This window comes from Amycolatopsis sp. NPDC034160, from assembly GCF_055575355.1.
In genome coordinates, this window is record NZ_JBVISU010000003.1 from 116030 (window position 1) to 130996 (window position 14967).

General features: G+C 67.6%; 19 protein-coding genes. 5 read left to right on the forward strand and 14 right to left on the reverse strand.

The features are described from left to right. Positions 1–164 precede the first annotated feature (164 nt). The 5 genes from ACZ54P_RS09000 to ACZ54P_RS09020 are packed head-to-tail and all read right to left on the reverse strand — an operon-like array spanning position 165 to position 4665. Entirely contained in the window at positions 165–416 is a 252-nt protein-coding gene (locus ACZ54P_RS09000) for a nitroreductase/quinone reductase family protein (protein ID WP_465460975.1), read from the reverse strand. 57 nt (positions 417–473) lie between these two features. Beyond that, positions 474–1241 (reverse strand): 3-oxoacyl-ACP reductase, encoded by a 768-nt coding sequence (locus ACZ54P_RS09005; protein ID WP_465460976.1) that lies wholly within the window; start codon positions 1239–1241, stop codon positions 474–476. A gap of 4 nt (positions 1242–1245) precedes the next feature. Then, a complete protein-coding gene (locus ACZ54P_RS09010) occupies positions 1246–2610 on the reverse strand; it encodes an aldehyde dehydrogenase family protein (protein ID WP_465460977.1) in 1365 nt (454 codons plus the stop codon). Further along, the gene (locus ACZ54P_RS09015; protein WP_465460978.1) at positions 2607–3320 is read right to left on the reverse strand and encodes a gamma-glutamyl-gamma-aminobutyrate hydrolase family protein; all 714 of its coding nucleotides are present in this window, start codon (positions 3318–3320) and stop codon (positions 2607–2609) included. Before ACZ54P_RS09015 ends, ACZ54P_RS09010 begins: the two co-directional genes overlap by 4 nt. After that, entirely contained in the window at positions 3301–4665 is a 1365-nt protein-coding gene (locus ACZ54P_RS09020) for a glutamine synthetase family protein (protein WP_465460979.1), read from the reverse strand. The genes ACZ54P_RS09015 and ACZ54P_RS09020 overlap by 20 nt, the downstream gene beginning before the upstream one ends. A 227-nt stretch (positions 4666–4892) precedes the next feature. Here ACZ54P_RS09020 and ACZ54P_RS09025 point away from each other — a divergent pair, with 227 nt between their 5' ends. Continuing rightward, the gene (locus ACZ54P_RS09025; RefSeq protein WP_465460980.1) at positions 4893–5417 is read left to right on the forward strand and encodes a YflT domain-containing protein; all 525 of its coding nucleotides are present in this window, start codon (positions 4893–4895) and stop codon (positions 5415–5417) included. 123 nt (positions 5418–5540) lie between these two features. On the opposite strand, the gene ACZ54P_RS09030 is transcribed toward ACZ54P_RS09025, so the two are convergent. Together ACZ54P_RS09030 and ACZ54P_RS09035 are read right to left on the reverse strand one after the other, a co-directional pair. Further along, entirely contained in the window at positions 5541–6782 is a 1242-nt protein-coding gene (locus ACZ54P_RS09030; protein WP_465460981.1) for a DUF1700 domain-containing protein, read from the reverse strand. Further along, on the reverse strand, positions 6779–7102 hold the full coding sequence (locus ACZ54P_RS09035; RefSeq protein WP_465460982.1) for a PadR family transcriptional regulator: 324 nt from the start codon (positions 7100–7102) through the stop codon (positions 6779–6781). The genes ACZ54P_RS09030 and ACZ54P_RS09035 overlap by 4 nt, the downstream gene beginning before the upstream one ends. 163 nt (positions 7103–7265) lie before the next feature. On the opposite strand from ACZ54P_RS09035, the gene ACZ54P_RS09040 reads away from it, so the two are divergent. From ACZ54P_RS09040 to ACZ54P_RS09055, 4 genes are read left to right on the forward strand one after another with little or no spacing between them, the layout of a single operon-like run. After that, the gene (locus ACZ54P_RS09040) at positions 7266–7643 is read left to right on the forward strand and encodes a GntR family transcriptional regulator (protein ID WP_465460983.1); all 378 of its coding nucleotides are present in this window, start codon (positions 7266–7268) and stop codon (positions 7641–7643) included. After that, positions 7640–8527 (forward strand): ABC transporter ATP-binding protein, encoded by an 888-nt coding sequence (locus tag ACZ54P_RS09045; RefSeq protein ID WP_465460984.1) that lies wholly within the window; start codon positions 7640–7642, stop codon positions 8525–8527. Before ACZ54P_RS09040 ends, ACZ54P_RS09045 begins: the two co-directional genes overlap by 4 nt. After that, positions 8524–9210: an ABC transporter permease gene (locus ACZ54P_RS09050; RefSeq protein WP_465460985.1), complete on the forward strand. Its 687-nt coding sequence runs from the start codon at positions 8524–8526 to the stop codon at positions 9208–9210. The genes ACZ54P_RS09045 and ACZ54P_RS09050 overlap by 4 nt, the downstream gene beginning before the upstream one ends. A 27-nt stretch (positions 9211–9237) precedes the next feature. Beyond that, on the forward strand, positions 9238–9594 hold the full coding sequence (locus tag ACZ54P_RS09055) for a DoxX family protein (protein WP_465460986.1): 357 nt from the start codon (positions 9238–9240) through the stop codon (positions 9592–9594). Positions 9595–9950: 356 nt separating this feature from the next. Here the strand turns inward: ACZ54P_RS09055 and ACZ54P_RS09060 are convergent, their stop codons facing one another. The 7 genes from ACZ54P_RS09060 to ACZ54P_RS09090 all read right to left on the reverse strand — a co-directional run bounded on the left by ACZ54P_RS09060 (position 9951) and on the right by ACZ54P_RS09090 (position 14780). Then, entirely contained in the window at positions 9951–11135 is a 1185-nt protein-coding gene (locus tag ACZ54P_RS09060; RefSeq protein WP_465460987.1) for an MAB_1171c family putative transporter, read from the reverse strand. After that, the gene (locus tag ACZ54P_RS09065; protein WP_465460988.1) at positions 11132–11695 is read right to left on the reverse strand and encodes a hypothetical protein; all 564 of its coding nucleotides are present in this window, start codon (positions 11693–11695) and stop codon (positions 11132–11134) included. The genes ACZ54P_RS09060 and ACZ54P_RS09065 overlap by 4 nt, the downstream gene beginning before the upstream one ends. 1 nt (position 11696) lies before the next feature. Continuing rightward, the gene (locus tag ACZ54P_RS09070) at positions 11697–12137 is read right to left on the reverse strand and encodes a helix-turn-helix domain-containing protein (protein ID WP_037311474.1); all 441 of its coding nucleotides are present in this window, start codon (positions 12135–12137) and stop codon (positions 11697–11699) included. 67 nt (positions 12138–12204) lie between these two features. After that, positions 12205–13065 (reverse strand): bifunctional DNA-formamidopyrimidine glycosylase/DNA-(apurinic or apyrimidinic site) lyase, encoded by an 861-nt coding sequence (gene mutM, locus ACZ54P_RS09075; protein WP_465460989.1) that lies wholly within the window; start codon positions 13063–13065, stop codon positions 12205–12207. An 80-nt stretch (positions 13066–13145) separates the two neighbouring features. Beyond that, positions 13146–13892, reverse strand: coding sequence for a ribonuclease III (gene rnc / locus ACZ54P_RS09080; RefSeq protein WP_465460990.1), 747 nt, complete (start codon positions 13890–13892; stop codon positions 13146–13148). A gap of 15 nt (positions 13893–13907) precedes the next feature. Then, a complete protein-coding gene (gene rpmF, locus ACZ54P_RS09085; RefSeq protein WP_005160412.1) occupies positions 13908–14090 on the reverse strand; it encodes a 50S ribosomal protein L32 in 183 nt (60 codons plus the stop codon). Positions 14091–14162: 72 nt separating this feature from the next. Beyond that, entirely contained in the window at positions 14163–14780 is a 618-nt protein-coding gene (locus ACZ54P_RS09090) for a YceD family protein (RefSeq protein ID WP_465460991.1), read from the reverse strand. Between the last annotated feature and the right edge of the window lie 187 nt (positions 14781–14967).

A 14967-nucleotide genomic window follows, 5' to 3' on the forward strand; every position in this document is an offset into this window, starting at 1 on the left:
CGAAAACCAAGGTAGTCGGCGCCCCGCCCCGCCACCGGGAAAAAGGACCGCCTCGGTGGGTCGTGGGGGGCGATTCGGGTTAGAGCCCGAATCGCCACTCACGACCAACGCGCCCACTCCCGATCCGGACCCACCCGCCGTAGGTACCTAAAACACCCTTCCCATCAGGAACGTGGCGCCAGGATCACGACCGCGGTCTCGGTCGACCACCGCGCCGCGCACCCGTCCAGGTCCTTGTCGATCTCGCGCCACGCCGCCCACAGCCGCTTTCGCTCGGCGCCTTCGGCGATCCGGCCCGTCACCGAGCGCGGCTCGCCGTCGACGACGGCTTCGGCGGCCGGTCGTGCCTGGAGGTTGAGCCACCAGGCGAGGCGGACGAACCAGCGGGGAGGAACCCGGGGAGGGCGTTCTGACATGACGCCAGCCTTCGCCTGCCGACCAGCAAGCGATAGGGACTCAGGTCCCTAGGCCACTCACAGAGGCGTGACGTAGGCACCCGAGATACCGCCGTCCACCAGGAACTGCGAAGCCGTGATGAACGAGGCGTCGTCACTGGCCAGGAACGCGACCGCGGCCGCGATCTCCTCCGGTTCCGCGAACCGTCCGACCGGCACGTGCACCAGCCGTCGCGCGGCCCGCTCGGGGTCCTTCGCGAACAGTTCCTTCAGCAGCGGCGTGTTCACCGGCCCCGGGCACAGCGCGTTGACCCGGATGTTCTCCCGCGCGAACTGCACGCCCAGTTCCCGGCTCATCGCCAGCACGCCGCCCTTGGACGCGGTGTAGGAGATCTGCGACGTCGCCGCGCCCATCACCGCGACGAACGACGCCGTGTTGACGATCGAGCCCTTGCCCTGCCGCCGCATATGCGGCAGCACGGCCTTGCAGCACAGGTAGACCGAGGTCAGGTTGACCTTCTGCACCTTCTCCCACGCGTCGATCCCCGTGGTCAGGATCGAGTCGTCCTCCGGCGGGGAGATGCCGGCGTTGTTGAACGCGACGTCGACCGAGCCGAAAGTGTCCACAGTGGTCTGGAACAGGGCCTCGACCTGCTCGGCGTCGGTGACGTCGGTCGGCACGAACAGGCCACCGACCTCGTCGGCCGCGGCCTTGCCCACGTCGGCGGAGATGTCACCGATGACGACCTTCGCGCCCTCGCTCACCAGCCTGCGGGCGGTGGCGAGTCCGATACCGCTGCTGCCGCCGGTGATGACCGCGACGCGGCCTTCGAAACGCTGCACCATTGCTCTAGTCCTCCGTGCTGATGAAAACATTCTTGGTCTCGGTGAAGGCATCCACGGCGTCCGGGCCGAGTTCGCGGCCGAGTCCGGACTGCTTGAACCCGCCGAACGGAGTCCAGTACCGGACGGACGAATGCGAGTTGACCGAGAGGTTCCCGGCTTCGACGCCACGCGCGACCCGGAAGGCACGGCCGACGTCGCGGGTCCAGATCGAGCCGGACAGGCCGTACTCGGTGTGGTTGGCCATGGTCACCGCGTCCGCCTCCCCGTCGAACGGGACCACCGCGACGACCGGGCCGAAGATCTCGTCGGCGGCCAGCGGATGCCGCAGGTCCGGCGGGGTGACGACGGTCGGCGGGAACCAGTAGCCCGGCCCGTGCGGCGCGCTCCCCCGGAACGCCACCGGCGCGGACTCGCCCACATAGGACGAGACCTTCGCGTGCTGCCCGGCCGAGATCAGCGGCCCCATCTCGGTCGTCTCCAGCCGGGGATCCCCGACGACGACGCCGTTCACGGCGGGTTCGAGCAGTTCCATGAACTTCTCGTACACGCTCGCCTGCACCAGGATCAGCGACCGCGCGCAGCAGTCCTGCCCGGCGTTGTCGAACACGCCGTACGGCGCCGTGGCGGCGGCCTTCTGCAGGTCGGCGTCGGCGAACACGATGTTCGCGTTCTTGCCGCCCAGTTCCAGGGTCACCCGCTTCACCCGCGCGGCGCAGCCGGCCATGATCTGCTTGCCGACCTCGGTGGAGCCGGTGAAGACGACCTTTCCTACCGCGGGATGGTCCACGAAACGTCGTCCCACCACGGATCCCTTGCCGGGGAGCACCTGGAAGACGTCCTCGGGGATCCCCGCCTCGCGGGCGAGGTCACCGAGCCGGAGCGCGGTCAGCGGGGTGAGTTCCGCCGGTTTGAGCACGACGGTGTTCCCGGCGGCGAGCGCGGGCGCGAAACCCCAGCCCGCGATGGGCATCGGGAAGTTCCACGGCACGATCACCCCGACCACGCCGAGCGGCTCGTGGAACGTCATGTTCACGCCGCCGGGCACCGGGATCTGCTTGCCGCTCAACCGTTCCGGCGACGCCGAGTAGTAGGTCAGCACGTCGCGGACGTTGCCCGCCTCCCAGCGCGCGTTGCCGATCGTGTGGCCCGCGTTGGCGACTTCCAGCTGGGCGAGGTGCTCGATGTCGGCGTCGACCGCGTCGGCGAACCGGCGCAGCAACCGTGCCCGATCGCCGGGGGCCACCGCACGCCAGGCGGGGAACGCCGCCTGGGCGCGGGCGATCGCCGCGTCGGTCTCCTCGGCCGAGGTCAGCTCGACCGACCTCACCACCTCTTCGGTGGCGGGGTTGATGACCTCGAAGGTGGTCACTTCGTCTCCTTCGCCGCTGCTACGAGGGCCTCGAAAAGCCTGATGTCGTCGGGGTTCTGTTCCGGATGCCACTGGACGCCGAGGACGAACCCGTCGCCGGGCAGTTCGGCCGCCTCGATGGTGCCGTCGGCGGCCCAGCCGACCGCGACCAGCCCGTCGCCGAGCTTGTCGATCGCCTGATGGTGGTAACACGGCACCTTGGTCTCGGTGCCGAGGATCGACGCGACCCGGCTGCCCTCGGCAAGGGTCACCGTAGTGGTGCCGAAGGTCGCGGGCGCGGGCTGGTGATCGCGAGTGTCCAAAGTGTCCGGGAGATGCTGGGTGAGCGTCCCGCCGAGCGCGACGCTGAGCACCTGTAATCCCCGGCACACGCCGAGCACCGGCTTGCCGTCGGCCAGAGCGGACCGCAGGAGACCGAACTCGAAGGCGTCCCGATTCGGCCGGAGATAGGTCGTCGGATGCTGCTCCTGGCCGTATCGCGCCGGATCGACGTCGGCGCCGCCGACCAGTACGAGACCGTCCACAGCGGACACCAGCCGGTCGTGCGCGTCGCTCACCGGGGGCAGCAGGACCGGGACCCCGCCCGCCGCGACTATGCCGTCGACGTAGACCCGATGCAGCAGCGCCGCCTCGGTCTCCCACACGAGGAACTTCGCGGGCTCCAGATAGGACGTGAGACCGATGACGGGTTCACAGCCGTTCGAAGCCACGGATCCTCTCCCAGTCGGTGACGGCGGCGTCGTAGGCGGCGAGTTCGACCTTCGCCGCGTTCAGATAGTGATCGACGACCTCGTCCCCGAACGCGGTCCTGGCGAGCGTGCTCCGGTCCAGCAGCGCGGCGGCCTCCCGCAGGGTGGTCGGCACGGTCGGCTTGCCGGAGCCGTAGGCGTTGCCCTGGAACTCCGGCTCCAGCTCCAGTTCGTTCTCGATACCGTGCAATCCGGCCGCGATCAGCGCGGCCACGGCGAGGTATGGGTTCACGTCGCCGCCGGGCACCCGGTTCTCGGTGCGGAGCGATTCGCCGTGGCCGACGACGCGGAGCGCGCACGTGCGGTTGTCGGTGCCCCACGCGACGGCCGTCGGCGCGAAACTGCCCGGGACGAAACGCTTGTAGGAGTTGATGTTCGGCGCGAGGAAGTAGGTCAGCTCCCGCAACCCGGCGAGCTGACCGGCGAGGAAGTGCTCCATCAGCGGGGAGAACCCGCCGGGGCCGTCACCGGCGAGCACGGCCTCTCCCTCGGCCGAGCGCAGGCTGATGTGGATATGGCAGGAGTTGCCCTCGCGTTCGTTGTACTTCGCCATGAACGTGAGGCTCTTGCCCTCCAGCGCGGCGATCTCCTTCGCCCCGGTCTTGTAGACGCTGTGGTTGTCGCAGGTGGTCAGCGCGTCGGTGTACCGGAACGCGATCTCGTGCTGGCCCGGGTTGCACTCGCCCTTGGCCGATTCGACGTACAGCCCCGCGCCGCCCATGTCGTTGCGGATCCGGCGCAGCAGCGGCTCGATCCGTGAGGTGCCGAGCATCGAGTAGTCGACGTTGTACTGGTTGGCCGGGCGAAGGCCCTGATACCGCTTGTCCCATGCGGATTCGAAGGTGTCGTCGAAGACGATGAACTCCAGTTCGGTGCCGACGTAGGCGGCGAGACCGAGCGCGGCGAGCCGGTCGAGTTGCCCGCGCAGGATCTGGCGGGGCGAAGGGGCCACGGCCCCGCCTTGCACCCGTTCGAGGTCGGCGAGGACGAGGGCGGTGCCTTCCTGCCACGGGAGCAGGCGCAGCGTCTCGAAGTCCGGGCGCATGACGAAGTCGCCGTAGCCGGTCTCCCAGGAAGACATCGCGTAGCCGTCGACGGTGTTCATGTCGACGTCGACCGCGAGCAGGTAGTTGCACGCTTCGGTGGCGTGCGGGACGACCTCTTCGAGGAAGTACTCGGCGGCACAGCGTTTGCCCTGCAGCCTGCCCTGCATGTCGGTGATCGCGACCAGCACCGTGTCGACGGTGCCGTCCTCGACCAGTTCCCGGAGCCGATCCAGCGTGAGCATGCCGCGCCTGTTCGCCATCAGCCTCACCTAAAGGTTCGAAGCGGTACCTTTGCGGCTTCTTCCTACCGGGTCGGTCTGCCTAGGTCAACCCAGTCAATGGTATGTTTCGTTATCCATTGCGGTTGGTAGTTGATCCCTGGGCGGATTGTCTGCGATGCCCGGCTGAGAAGATGCTGTGAATCCCGCGTATCGGGAGGAGATCCGCACATCCGGAACGTTGTACGGATCAAGAGAGGTGAGAAGGAATGACACAGGCATTCACGCAGCAGACCACGTTCACCGAGCCCCGGGGACGGGCTCAGCTCCCGACGCTGCCCAGCGGGTGGCCGATCGGCTCGTACGAGTCGTACTCCGAAGCGCAGCGTGCCGTCGACCACCTCGCGGGAACGGACTTCCCGATCACCGACGTCACGATCGTCGGTGTCGAACCGATGCTGGTCGAGCGGGTCGCCGGGCGGATGGGCTGGAGCAAGGTACTGACCAGCTCGGCGCTGTCGGGCGCGATGTTCGGTATGTTCCTCGGCCTCGTGCTGAGCCTGCTGAACCCGGGCGCCGGACTGGTGCCGATCTTCGTCGGCCTCGTCGGCGGTATCGGGTTCAACCTGTTGTTCGGCGCGCTGGGGTACGCGACTTCGAAGAACAAGCGCGGTTTCGTCTCGCAGAGCCAGCTGGTCGCCCGGCGTTACGACGTCCTGGCCCAGCCGCGCAACGCCGAGAAGGGCCGCGCCCTGCTGGCCGACCTGGCCGCCAGGAGCGCGTTCCTCCGCTGAACCTCACATCTGCGTTTCGTCCTCTAAATGCGGTAGTTCGCGCTCGCGACTACCGCATTTAGAGGACGAAACGCGCGCGAAATGGGTGGAGGCGCCCCCGACAGCCGCCTCCACCCAGTCCACCTAGCGCGTCGGCTGGGTGGAGTTCGACGGCGGGGACGCAGGGGAAGACGGCGGGGCCGGCGAAGCAGGCGGCACCGGCGCGCCCTTCGGGATCGCCGCGCTGAACGGGACGTCGGTCCTCTCCTGGCAGTAACCGCGGTAACCGTTGTAGCCGTTGAGGTTTCCCTCGTCGTCCTGGACACCCCGGTCGACCCGCGGACGCGGATAGCGGTTGTCGTCGCCGACCTTCCGCTTCTCGCCCGTGCTCCGCTCACAGGCGTACCGGGTCGTGCTGAGCGGACGCCCCTCCTCGTCGTAGAGGTAGATTTCGGTCAGCGGCTTGCCCTCGCCGTCGAACGCGTAGATGTTCTCCACGCTCTGGCTGCCGTACATCAACTGCGGATTGCCGTAGTTGTCGTTGTAGTTCGGCGTATAGCCGCTATACGGCGAACTGTTGCCGTAAGACCGCTTCGCGATCAGATCGACCGCCGCGCCCGCACCACCGAGCATGCTGCCGATGACGAACGCCGAGACCGGCACGGCCAGCCACAGCAGCCGCCGGTCGGCCTTCAACCGCGGCCCCGCCCAGACCACCGCGACGGCCGCCAGCAGCATCAGCGGTAGCAGCAAGACGGCCTCGGTGTCGCGGAGCACGAGCAGCAGGCCGAACACGACCAGCACCGCCGCGCACAGCACCCACCACGCCGGCTTGAGCGTGCGGAAGTAGTTCAGTCCCTTGCCGTTCCGATTGGCCTGGAACGACGTCGTGATCTCGCGAAGCTTGACCATCTCGGGCAGTTCCGCGATCGGGGCGACCCCCTTCCGGACCACGTAGGCCACGCTGATCGCGAGTACCGGCGCGACGAAAAGCAGCCCCAGCAACGGTTCCACCCGCACCGACACCGCGGCCGCGAAGCCGAACAACGCGAACCCGCCGACGGAGAACACCAGGCCCCAGAACGCGAACCGCGCTCCGCCGATCCCGGTTTTCGCCTTCAGCACGGTGTCCTTGTCGCCCGCGTCGGCCGGACGCGGCGGGTAGCCACCGGACGCCCGCAGTTCCGCGGCGTAGCTCTCGGGGCTGCCCAGACGCTCGATCAGCGCCTCGACTCGCGCGTTGTCCCCCAGCTCCGCCTCCATCTCCGCGAGATGAGGACGGACGTCTTCGAGGATCTCCTCGACTTCGCTCTCGGGCAGGTCGGCGAGCGCGCTCCTGACCCTCGCCAGATACACCCGCACGGCGGTCGGATTCTGCGTGCTCATGCTGCCTCTCCCAACAGGCTGTTCATTGTCGTGGCGAAACTTCGCCAGGTCTGCCCCGACTCTTCGAGGCGTTGACGACCCGGTTCGTTGAGGCTGTAGTACTTGCGGTGCGGGCCTTCTTCACTCGGCACCACGTACGACGTCAGCAGGCCCGCCTTGTACAGCCGCCGGAGCGTCCCGTACACCGAGGCGTCGCCGACTTCCTGCAACCCCGCGACGCGAAGTCTTCGGAGCACGTCGTAGCCGTAGCCGTCCTCTCCGCGAAGTACCGCGAGAACGGCGAGGTCCAGCACGCCTTTGAGTAGCTGACTGATCTCCACAGTCGCGTCCCTCCCAGTCTTACGCAACAGAAGGTACCACGCACTGCACAGTAGTGCGCACGGCGGAAGCCACTTGCGTCCATCGAGTGGTTCATGGGTTACTTAGTTCAGTAATGAACCACCGCACCCGGCATGGGTGCACGACTCTGGGGACGGAGGTGTCGTGCTCGACGAAGGAACACCCCTGTTCGTGCAGATCGCCGAACAGATCGCCGACGACATCGCCGAGGGAAGCCTCCCCGAGGGGGAACGCGTGCCGTCAACCAATGAACTCGCCGCCTTCTACCGGATCAATCCGGCGACGGCGGCCAAGGGGATCAACGTGCTCGCCGACGACGGCCTGCTCGAGAAACGGCGCGGCATCGGGATGTTCGTGGCCGCCGGAGCACGGGAGAAGCTGCTCACCGACCGGCGGAAACGGTTCGCCGAGCAGTACCTCGACCCGATGCTCGTCGAAGCGAGGCGTCTCGGCATCGACGACGAAACCCTGATCTCGCTCATCCGCGGGAACGGACACCGGAACGGAGGACCCGCCGCATGACGCCGACCATTTCCACGACCGGCCTGACCCGGCGCTACGGCGACCACGTCGCACTCGGCGACGTCTCCGTGGACATCGCCGAAGGCAAGATCACCGGACTGCTCGGCCGCAACGGCGCGGGCAAGAGCACCTTCCTGCGCATCGTCACCGCACAGGAGTTCGCCAGCGCGGGCACGGTCCGCGTATTCGGCGAAAGCCCGGTGGAGAACGAACGGGTGCTCCGGCGCCTCGTACTCGTCCGCGAGGACCAGCAGTTCCCGGACTTCAAGGTGCGGCACGCCCTCTCGGCGGCGTCGTGGTTCTACCCGAACTGGGACGCCGAACTGGCCGACACGCTGCTGCGCGACTTCGACCTTCCGCTGAAGCGGCCGGTCAAGAAGCTCTCCCGCGGGATGCGCTCCGCGCTGTCCATCACCATCGGACTGGCGGCGCGGGCGGAACTCACGCTGCTCGACGAGCCCTACGCGGGCCTCGACGCCGTCGCGCGGCAACTGTTCTACGACCGGTTGCTCGACGACTATTCGGCCCATCCGCGCACGGTGCTGCTCTCCACGCATCTGATCGACGAGGTGGCCGATCTGCTGGAGCACGTCGTGATGATCGACAAGGGCCGGATCGTCCTCGACGCGCCCGCCGACGACCTGCGCGGCACGGCCGCCACGATCACCGGCCCGGCGACGGCGGTGGAGGACTTCGTCGCCGGACGCCGGGTCCTGCACCGCCGCAAGATCGGTTCGCGGGCTTCGATCACCGTCGCCGACGCGCTCGACGCCGCGGCGAAAGCGCGGGCACAGGCGCTGCACCTGAAGCTGGAACCGTTGTCACTACAGCAATTGATGGTGCACACCTCCAACGGGCAGATCGCCGAGGAGGCATCCGCATGAACACCCTGATCAAGGTCGCGCGCTATCACCTCGTGGACCGGCTCCAGTACCTCATCCTCCCGATCGGCGTCACGCTCTTCGCGTTCCTGGTGAACCTCACCATTTTCGCGACACTGCAAGAGAACAAGGAGAACTACTCTGGCGGTCTGTTCACCCTTTTCGTGTTCATGTTCGTGTGTGGCGCCTTGAGCATGACGAAGTCACTGCCGTTCGGGCTCGCGCTAGGCGTGTCGAGGCGGTCGTACTACCTCGGCACGATCCTGCTGGTGGCCGGATTGTCCGTGCTGTACGCGGTGGGGATCGCCGTGTTGCAAGTGATCGAGAAAGCGACCGGAGGCTGGGGATTCGGCCTCAACTACTTCCGGGTGCCCTGGCTGCTCGACGGCCCCTGGTACCTGACGCTGCTCACGGCGTTCGTGCTGCTGACGCTGATGTTCAGCTACGGAATGTGGTACGGCTTGATCTACCGGCGCGCCGCGGTGCTGGGTGTCGTCTTGTTCGGCGCCGCGCAGGTCCTGGTGCTGCTGGGAGTGGTGCTGATGCTCAGCTGGACCGATTCCTGGTCCAAGATCGGTTCGTTCTTCAGCACGCTGACCGTGGGCGGCATGACCGGGGTGCTCGCACTGCTGGTCTGCGTCGCCGGAGCAGGCGGGTTCGCCACGATGCGCCGCGTCACCGTCTGAAGTCCTTTCACAGCAAGGAGTTCCGTCATGAACGTGACTCATGTGGTGTTGTCGGTGCTGCTGGCCGCGCTCTTCGCCGTACTGGGGGTGGCGAAGATCCTGCGTCAGCCATCGTTGATCTCCCGGACCGAGAGGCTCGGCTTCTCGGTCCGGGAGATCCAGGGGATCGGTGCGCTGGAGATCGCCGGGGCGGCGGGCCTGGTGGCCGGATTCTTCTGGGCGCCGCTCGGGATCGCCGCGGCGATCGGCCTGATGGCGTTGCTGATCGGGGCGGCGATCTCGCATCTGCGGGCGGGTGACGGGATCAAGGACGTCGCCCCGCCGATCTGGCTCGCGCTGGTCTCGGCGGCGGCCGCCGTTACCGCGCTCGTTTCAGCTTATTGAGGGGCAAAGCAAATATGGCGTGATCGGCTCGTTGCCGTGAAGGTCCCCTTGCTTACCCTGAAGGTAGCGAAGGGGGGCCTTCGCTACTTGGCCGCAGTCCAGCACTCCCCGCTGAGACTCGGCGCATCCTTGGTTGTCCACAAGGGACACTGTCAGACAACCCCGTGTCTGCTTTAGGCCTGCATGTGCGGTTTCGGGTCGGGTCGTGAGTGCTGAATAGGGTTAGAACACCATTTGACACTCACGACCCCCTCAGGAAACCACGCATACTGCTCAAGTCGGACATCTGCCCGCCAGAAGCGTCCTTGTGGACAATTTGCCCTCGTCCCGGCTGCCGTCACCGCGATCGTTTCGGCTTAAGCGGCAAGCGTTTCCCGGGCCCGGTCGCGAATGCGTCCGACCACGGTCGACCGTCGCCAGGCGCGCGTGACCTCCACCAGCCACGCCGCTTCGGTGGCGATGTCCGGCTCGTCGAGGTAGGTCGCCGGAACGTCGTCGGGGGCGTACCGGCGGCCCGTCTCGGCGGCGACGAGCGCGGCGGCCAAGGCCGCGGCCTCGATCGTCGCGGGCACGCGGGCTTCGGGGATCTTCGCCTTGCGAGCCTCGGCTTCCGCGACCAGCGGCACGTCCGGATCGAAGTACGGGCGCAGCGCGAGGTGGCCGTCCCGGATCTCGATGACCCTGCGGTACAACGCGAACTCGACGCCGCCCGGCATACCGGGGCCAGGGTCCAGCGCGATTCCCGGGACGGCATCGCGCATCGCGATCCACAACGGTTCGATCCGGCGGTAGGTCCGGTACGTGCCGAGCAGGCGGAACGGCGTCGCCAGCGCCGGCCCCCACACGCTGAGCGTCGCGCCCGCCCCGGCGAGCCCGACGCTCAGCGCCGCCAGAATCGACGAAACCGTTTCCTCACCGGCGTTCACCGCACCGGTGGTGGCGAGGATGTAGATGTCGTCGACGTCCCAGAAGGTCCACCCCAGCGCGGCGACCCCGCCACCGACGAGCAACCACAGCCCGATGCGGAGCGGCCCGGGGTCGGCGTGGCGGGCGAAACGGGCGAAGACGATCGAGAAGGTCAGCAGGCTGATCAGCCCATAAACAAGGAAGAGCAAGTTGTACGCGACGAACCAGCCGAGCTTGCCGGGCCCGGCGGCGGTGTGCTCGCCGACGCGATAGCTGTCGGACAAGAAGAAGAGCGCGGTTTCGGCGACGACCACGAGCCAGGAAAGCACCGCGTGCCACCCCATCCGCTTGCCCTCCCCCAGCTTCAGCGAATGCGCGAACGCGACCGCGAAGCCCATCGCGCCGATCTTGAGCAGATCGGCCGCGAGATTGACCAGGCTGCCGATGGGTTCCTCGATGCCGACGGCGTTCTCCATCGCCGGTGTGAGCAGCATGATCCCGCCGGCGATGCACATCCCGAAGCCGCTGAGGAACCACATCCGCCGCAACGGCTGGGTATGGCGTGCCTGGATCAGCTTGTAACCGAAGCCCGCGAAGGCCACCACGCAACAGAAGTACGCGATGGTCTCGGTCATGGCAGGCGTCGCTTCCGGCTGCCGAAGAGATTGTCGACCCTGGCCATCCCGCCGGCGAGGTCGCTTCCGCTCTCGTCGGTAGGCGCCGTGCCGCGCACCGCCGTCCTGGCGACCCGTTGTGCCAGCAAGCTGGCGAGCAGTTCGGCCTCTTGTTCCTCGACGGCGCTGTAACTCGTGCGGCCCAGAACACGGCGGACGAGTTCGGGCGACAGGTTCGGCATGAGGGCCTTGCTGGCGGCGGCGTCGAGCGCGATGCCGTCGGCGCCCGCGTCGGAGCCGACGTGGCCGCACAGCAGATGGCCTACCTCGTGCAGCAGGATGTGCCGCCGGTGCAGGGCGGTGGTGTTGGTCGGGTAGAGGATGTAATCCGCGCGCTCGGTACTCATCAAGAGTCCGCACGGACCGCTGGAGGGGACGTCGACCTGCATCAACTCGATCGGCCGTCCGCGTTCGGCGGCGAGTTCGGCGATGAAGGCCTCGGCGTCGAAGGGTTCGGGAAGGGAGACGCCGTCGGCGAGACTCCGGCAGCGGCGCCACAACTCCTTACGGCGGCGGTCCACTTCACGCCTCCCTCTTCGTGCCGCCCCGTCCGGATTCCCTGCGGGCGATCGCGTCGATCATGTCACTGATGGTGTCGAGTCCATCGGGGGAAAGTGTTACGGCCCGCAGCGCGACGTCGCGGACACCGGCGTCACGGAGGGCACCGAGAAGGGCGAGTTCCTCGGCGATCTTGGCGCTCTGCTCGTCGTCGAAGAAGTACGCCGGCGAGACGCCGAAGAACTGGGCCAGCGCCTCGAGATGGCGTTTCGTGGGGTTGTCACGGCGGCCGGTGCGCAACTGCCACAGGTAGGTCGTCGAAAAGCTCTCGCCGGTGGCCTCTCGGCAAGCCTTGGCGACCTCTTCGTGACTGTACGGCTCGCGATCGGGTCTCAGCACGATCTGGAACAGCTTGTCGATCTTTTCGGCGAGCGTCGTCTTGCCGGGCTCGGTCGCGGCCACCATCCCACTCCCTACATGTCGTGCCCGTTCATGCTAGTTGACGCCACACCCGCGCCGTACACGACAGTTTTCACCTCACGCGCGGCCGCGGCTGGCAACGCGGGCACGAAAAGGACGAACGGTTCATGAAGGGATCGCGCCGGATCGGCGTCCCGCATCGGCCGCAGGGCAGGCCTTCCTGGCCGTAGGCGTCGAGAGAACGGTCGAAATACCCGGACTCGCCGTTGATGTTGACGTACAGCGCGTCGAACGACGTCCCGCCCGCGACGAGCGCGGCGGCCATCACCTCGCTCGCGGCGGTGAGGACCGTGCGGCCCTGGGCCGCGGTGAGCCTGTCGGTCGGCCGGGCCCAGTGCAGCTTCGACCGCCAGAGGGCTTCGTCCGCGTAGATGTTGCCGATACCGGAGACGAGGGTCTGGTCGAGCAGGGCGCGTTTGAGCTCGGTCCGCCGCGAGCGCAGCGCGCGGACGGCCTGGTCGAGGTCGAACCGCGGGTCCATCGGATCGCGGGCGATATGCGCGATGGTGGTGGGCAGCGCCGTCCCGTCGACCTCGGTGAGTTCCGCGAGGGCGAGACCGCCGAAGGTCCGCTGGTCGACGAAGCGTAGCTCGGGACCGTTGTCGGCGAAGCGGAAACGCACGCGAAGGTGCTTCTCGTCGGGCGCGTCTTCGGGTTGGACGAGCATCTGGCCGCTCATCCCGAGATGGGCGAGCATGGCCTGGCCGTCCGAAAGATCGAGCCAGAGGTATTTGCCGCGACGGCGGGCGGCGGTGATCTTGGTACCGGAAAGCCGTCCGCTGAAGTCCTCGGCGCCGAGTTCGTGACGGCGGATCGCGCGGGCGTGCAGAACTTCGACCTCGGTGATCGTCCGACCGGAGACGTGCGCCTCCAGTCCGGCGCGGACCACCTCGACCTCGGGGAGTTCGGGCATGACGTCGATTCTCCCACCGGCCCTCGTGAGTGGTAATGGTGGTTAGAACCGTCATTACCACTCACGAGGGAGTGCGGGACTCAGGTCGTTTTCGGCGGCTGCTCGACGTCGAGTTCGGCCGAAAGCTGACGCCAGGCCGTCTCGGCGGCCTTCTGCTCGGCTTCCTTTTTCGTCGTCCCCGAGCCGTAGCCGAGTTCACGCCCGCCGACGAGCACGGTGGCGGTGAACTCCTTGCGGTGATCGGGGCCGGTGTCCTCGACCTTGTACTCGGGAACACCGAGACCGGCCGACGCCGTCAGCTCCTGGAGGCTGGTCTTCCAGTCCAGGCCGGCACCACGCAGCGGTGCTTCGGCGAGCAGGCCGTCGAACAGGTGGTGCACGAGCTGGCGCGCGGTGTCGATGCCGTGCTGCTGATAAGCGGCACCGATGACGGCTTCGAGGCCGTCGGCGAGGATGCTCGCCTTGTCCCGGCCGCCGGTGAGCTCTTCGCCCTTGCCCAGCAACAGGTGCTTACCCAGCCCGCCTTCGCCGAGGCCGCGCGCGACCCGGGCCAGCGCGTGCATGTTGACCACGCTGGCACGGAGCTTCGCGAGCTGACCTTCGGCCAGGTCGGGATGCGTGTTGTAGAGGTGGTCGGTGACGACCAGACCCAGCACCGCGTCCCCGAGGAACTCAAGGCGCTCGTTCGGTGGCAACCCACCGTTCTCATAGGCATAAGAACGGTGGGTCAGCGACAGCGTCAGCAGCTCGGGTTCAATGGTGATCCCGAGTGCTTCGAGCAATGGTGCGGGGTCGGCGGGCGGTCCACCGGCCGACTTGCCCCCCATGTCGTCAGCCGCCGATCAGGCGGGCTCGACGACCTGGCGACCGTTGTGCTGGCCGCAGGCCGGGCACGCGATGTGCTGGAGCTTCGGCTGCTTGCAGGCGCGGTTGGAGCAGGGCACCAGCTGAACCGGAGCCGCCTTCCACTGGCTGCGGCGCGCGCGGGTGTTGGATCGCGACATCTTCCGCTTCGGGACGGCCACGAGTAGATCTCCTTCAGACGGTCTGCCCGCGGTCGCGAGCGAACTTGCTTCTCCGGAACGAGCTGGTGCTCGTCAGGCTTGCTTTCCGGGGCCATCAGCCTGGTCATCGGCCGTTTCGTCGCCGAAACGCCTCACCAGCGTGGCCCACCGAGGGTCTATCTTCTCATGCCCGTGCCCGGGCTCGAGATCGGCCCACTTGACACCGCATTCGATGCACAGACCCTGGCAGTCTTCGGTGCACAGCGGGGCCAGCGGCAGCGCGAGCACCACCGCGTCGCGCACCGTCGGCTCGAGGTCGATCCGGTCGTCCACCAGGCGAGGGATCTCGTCCTCGTCGGTGGTCTCCTCGGTCGCGGAGCCGGGGTAGGCGAAGAGCTCGGTGAGGTCGACCTCGACGTCTTCGGTGATCGGGTCGAGGCACCGCGCGCAGTGCCCCGTCGCGACGGCGGACGCCGTGCCGCTGACGAGCACGCCCTCGACGACGGACTCGAGGATCAGGTCGAGTTCCAGGTTGGAGCCGGCGTCGATGGTGATGACGTCGGGCACCCCGAGTGCGGTCTCGACGGGGATGGCGCGGTGGACGGCCTTGCTCAGGCCGGCGTGACGGCCGAGTTCACGGGTGTCGAGCACCCAGGGGTTCCGGCCGTCCAGTTGCGCGGGCCTGGCCTGCGGCGACTTGTTCTCAGACATCGGTCACCAGGGTACGCAGGTACCGCCACCGGTTTACGGGCACGGTCCGGGAAGCCCCGGCGGCCGCCGTGAGGGTCGTGAGTGGCGATTCGGGCTCTCACCCCCAACGCCCCCCCCGACCCCCCACAAAGACCTACCCACAAGAAAAAAAAACCGCCTTGGAAAGGTCCCTCTGGGGGTGTGAAAC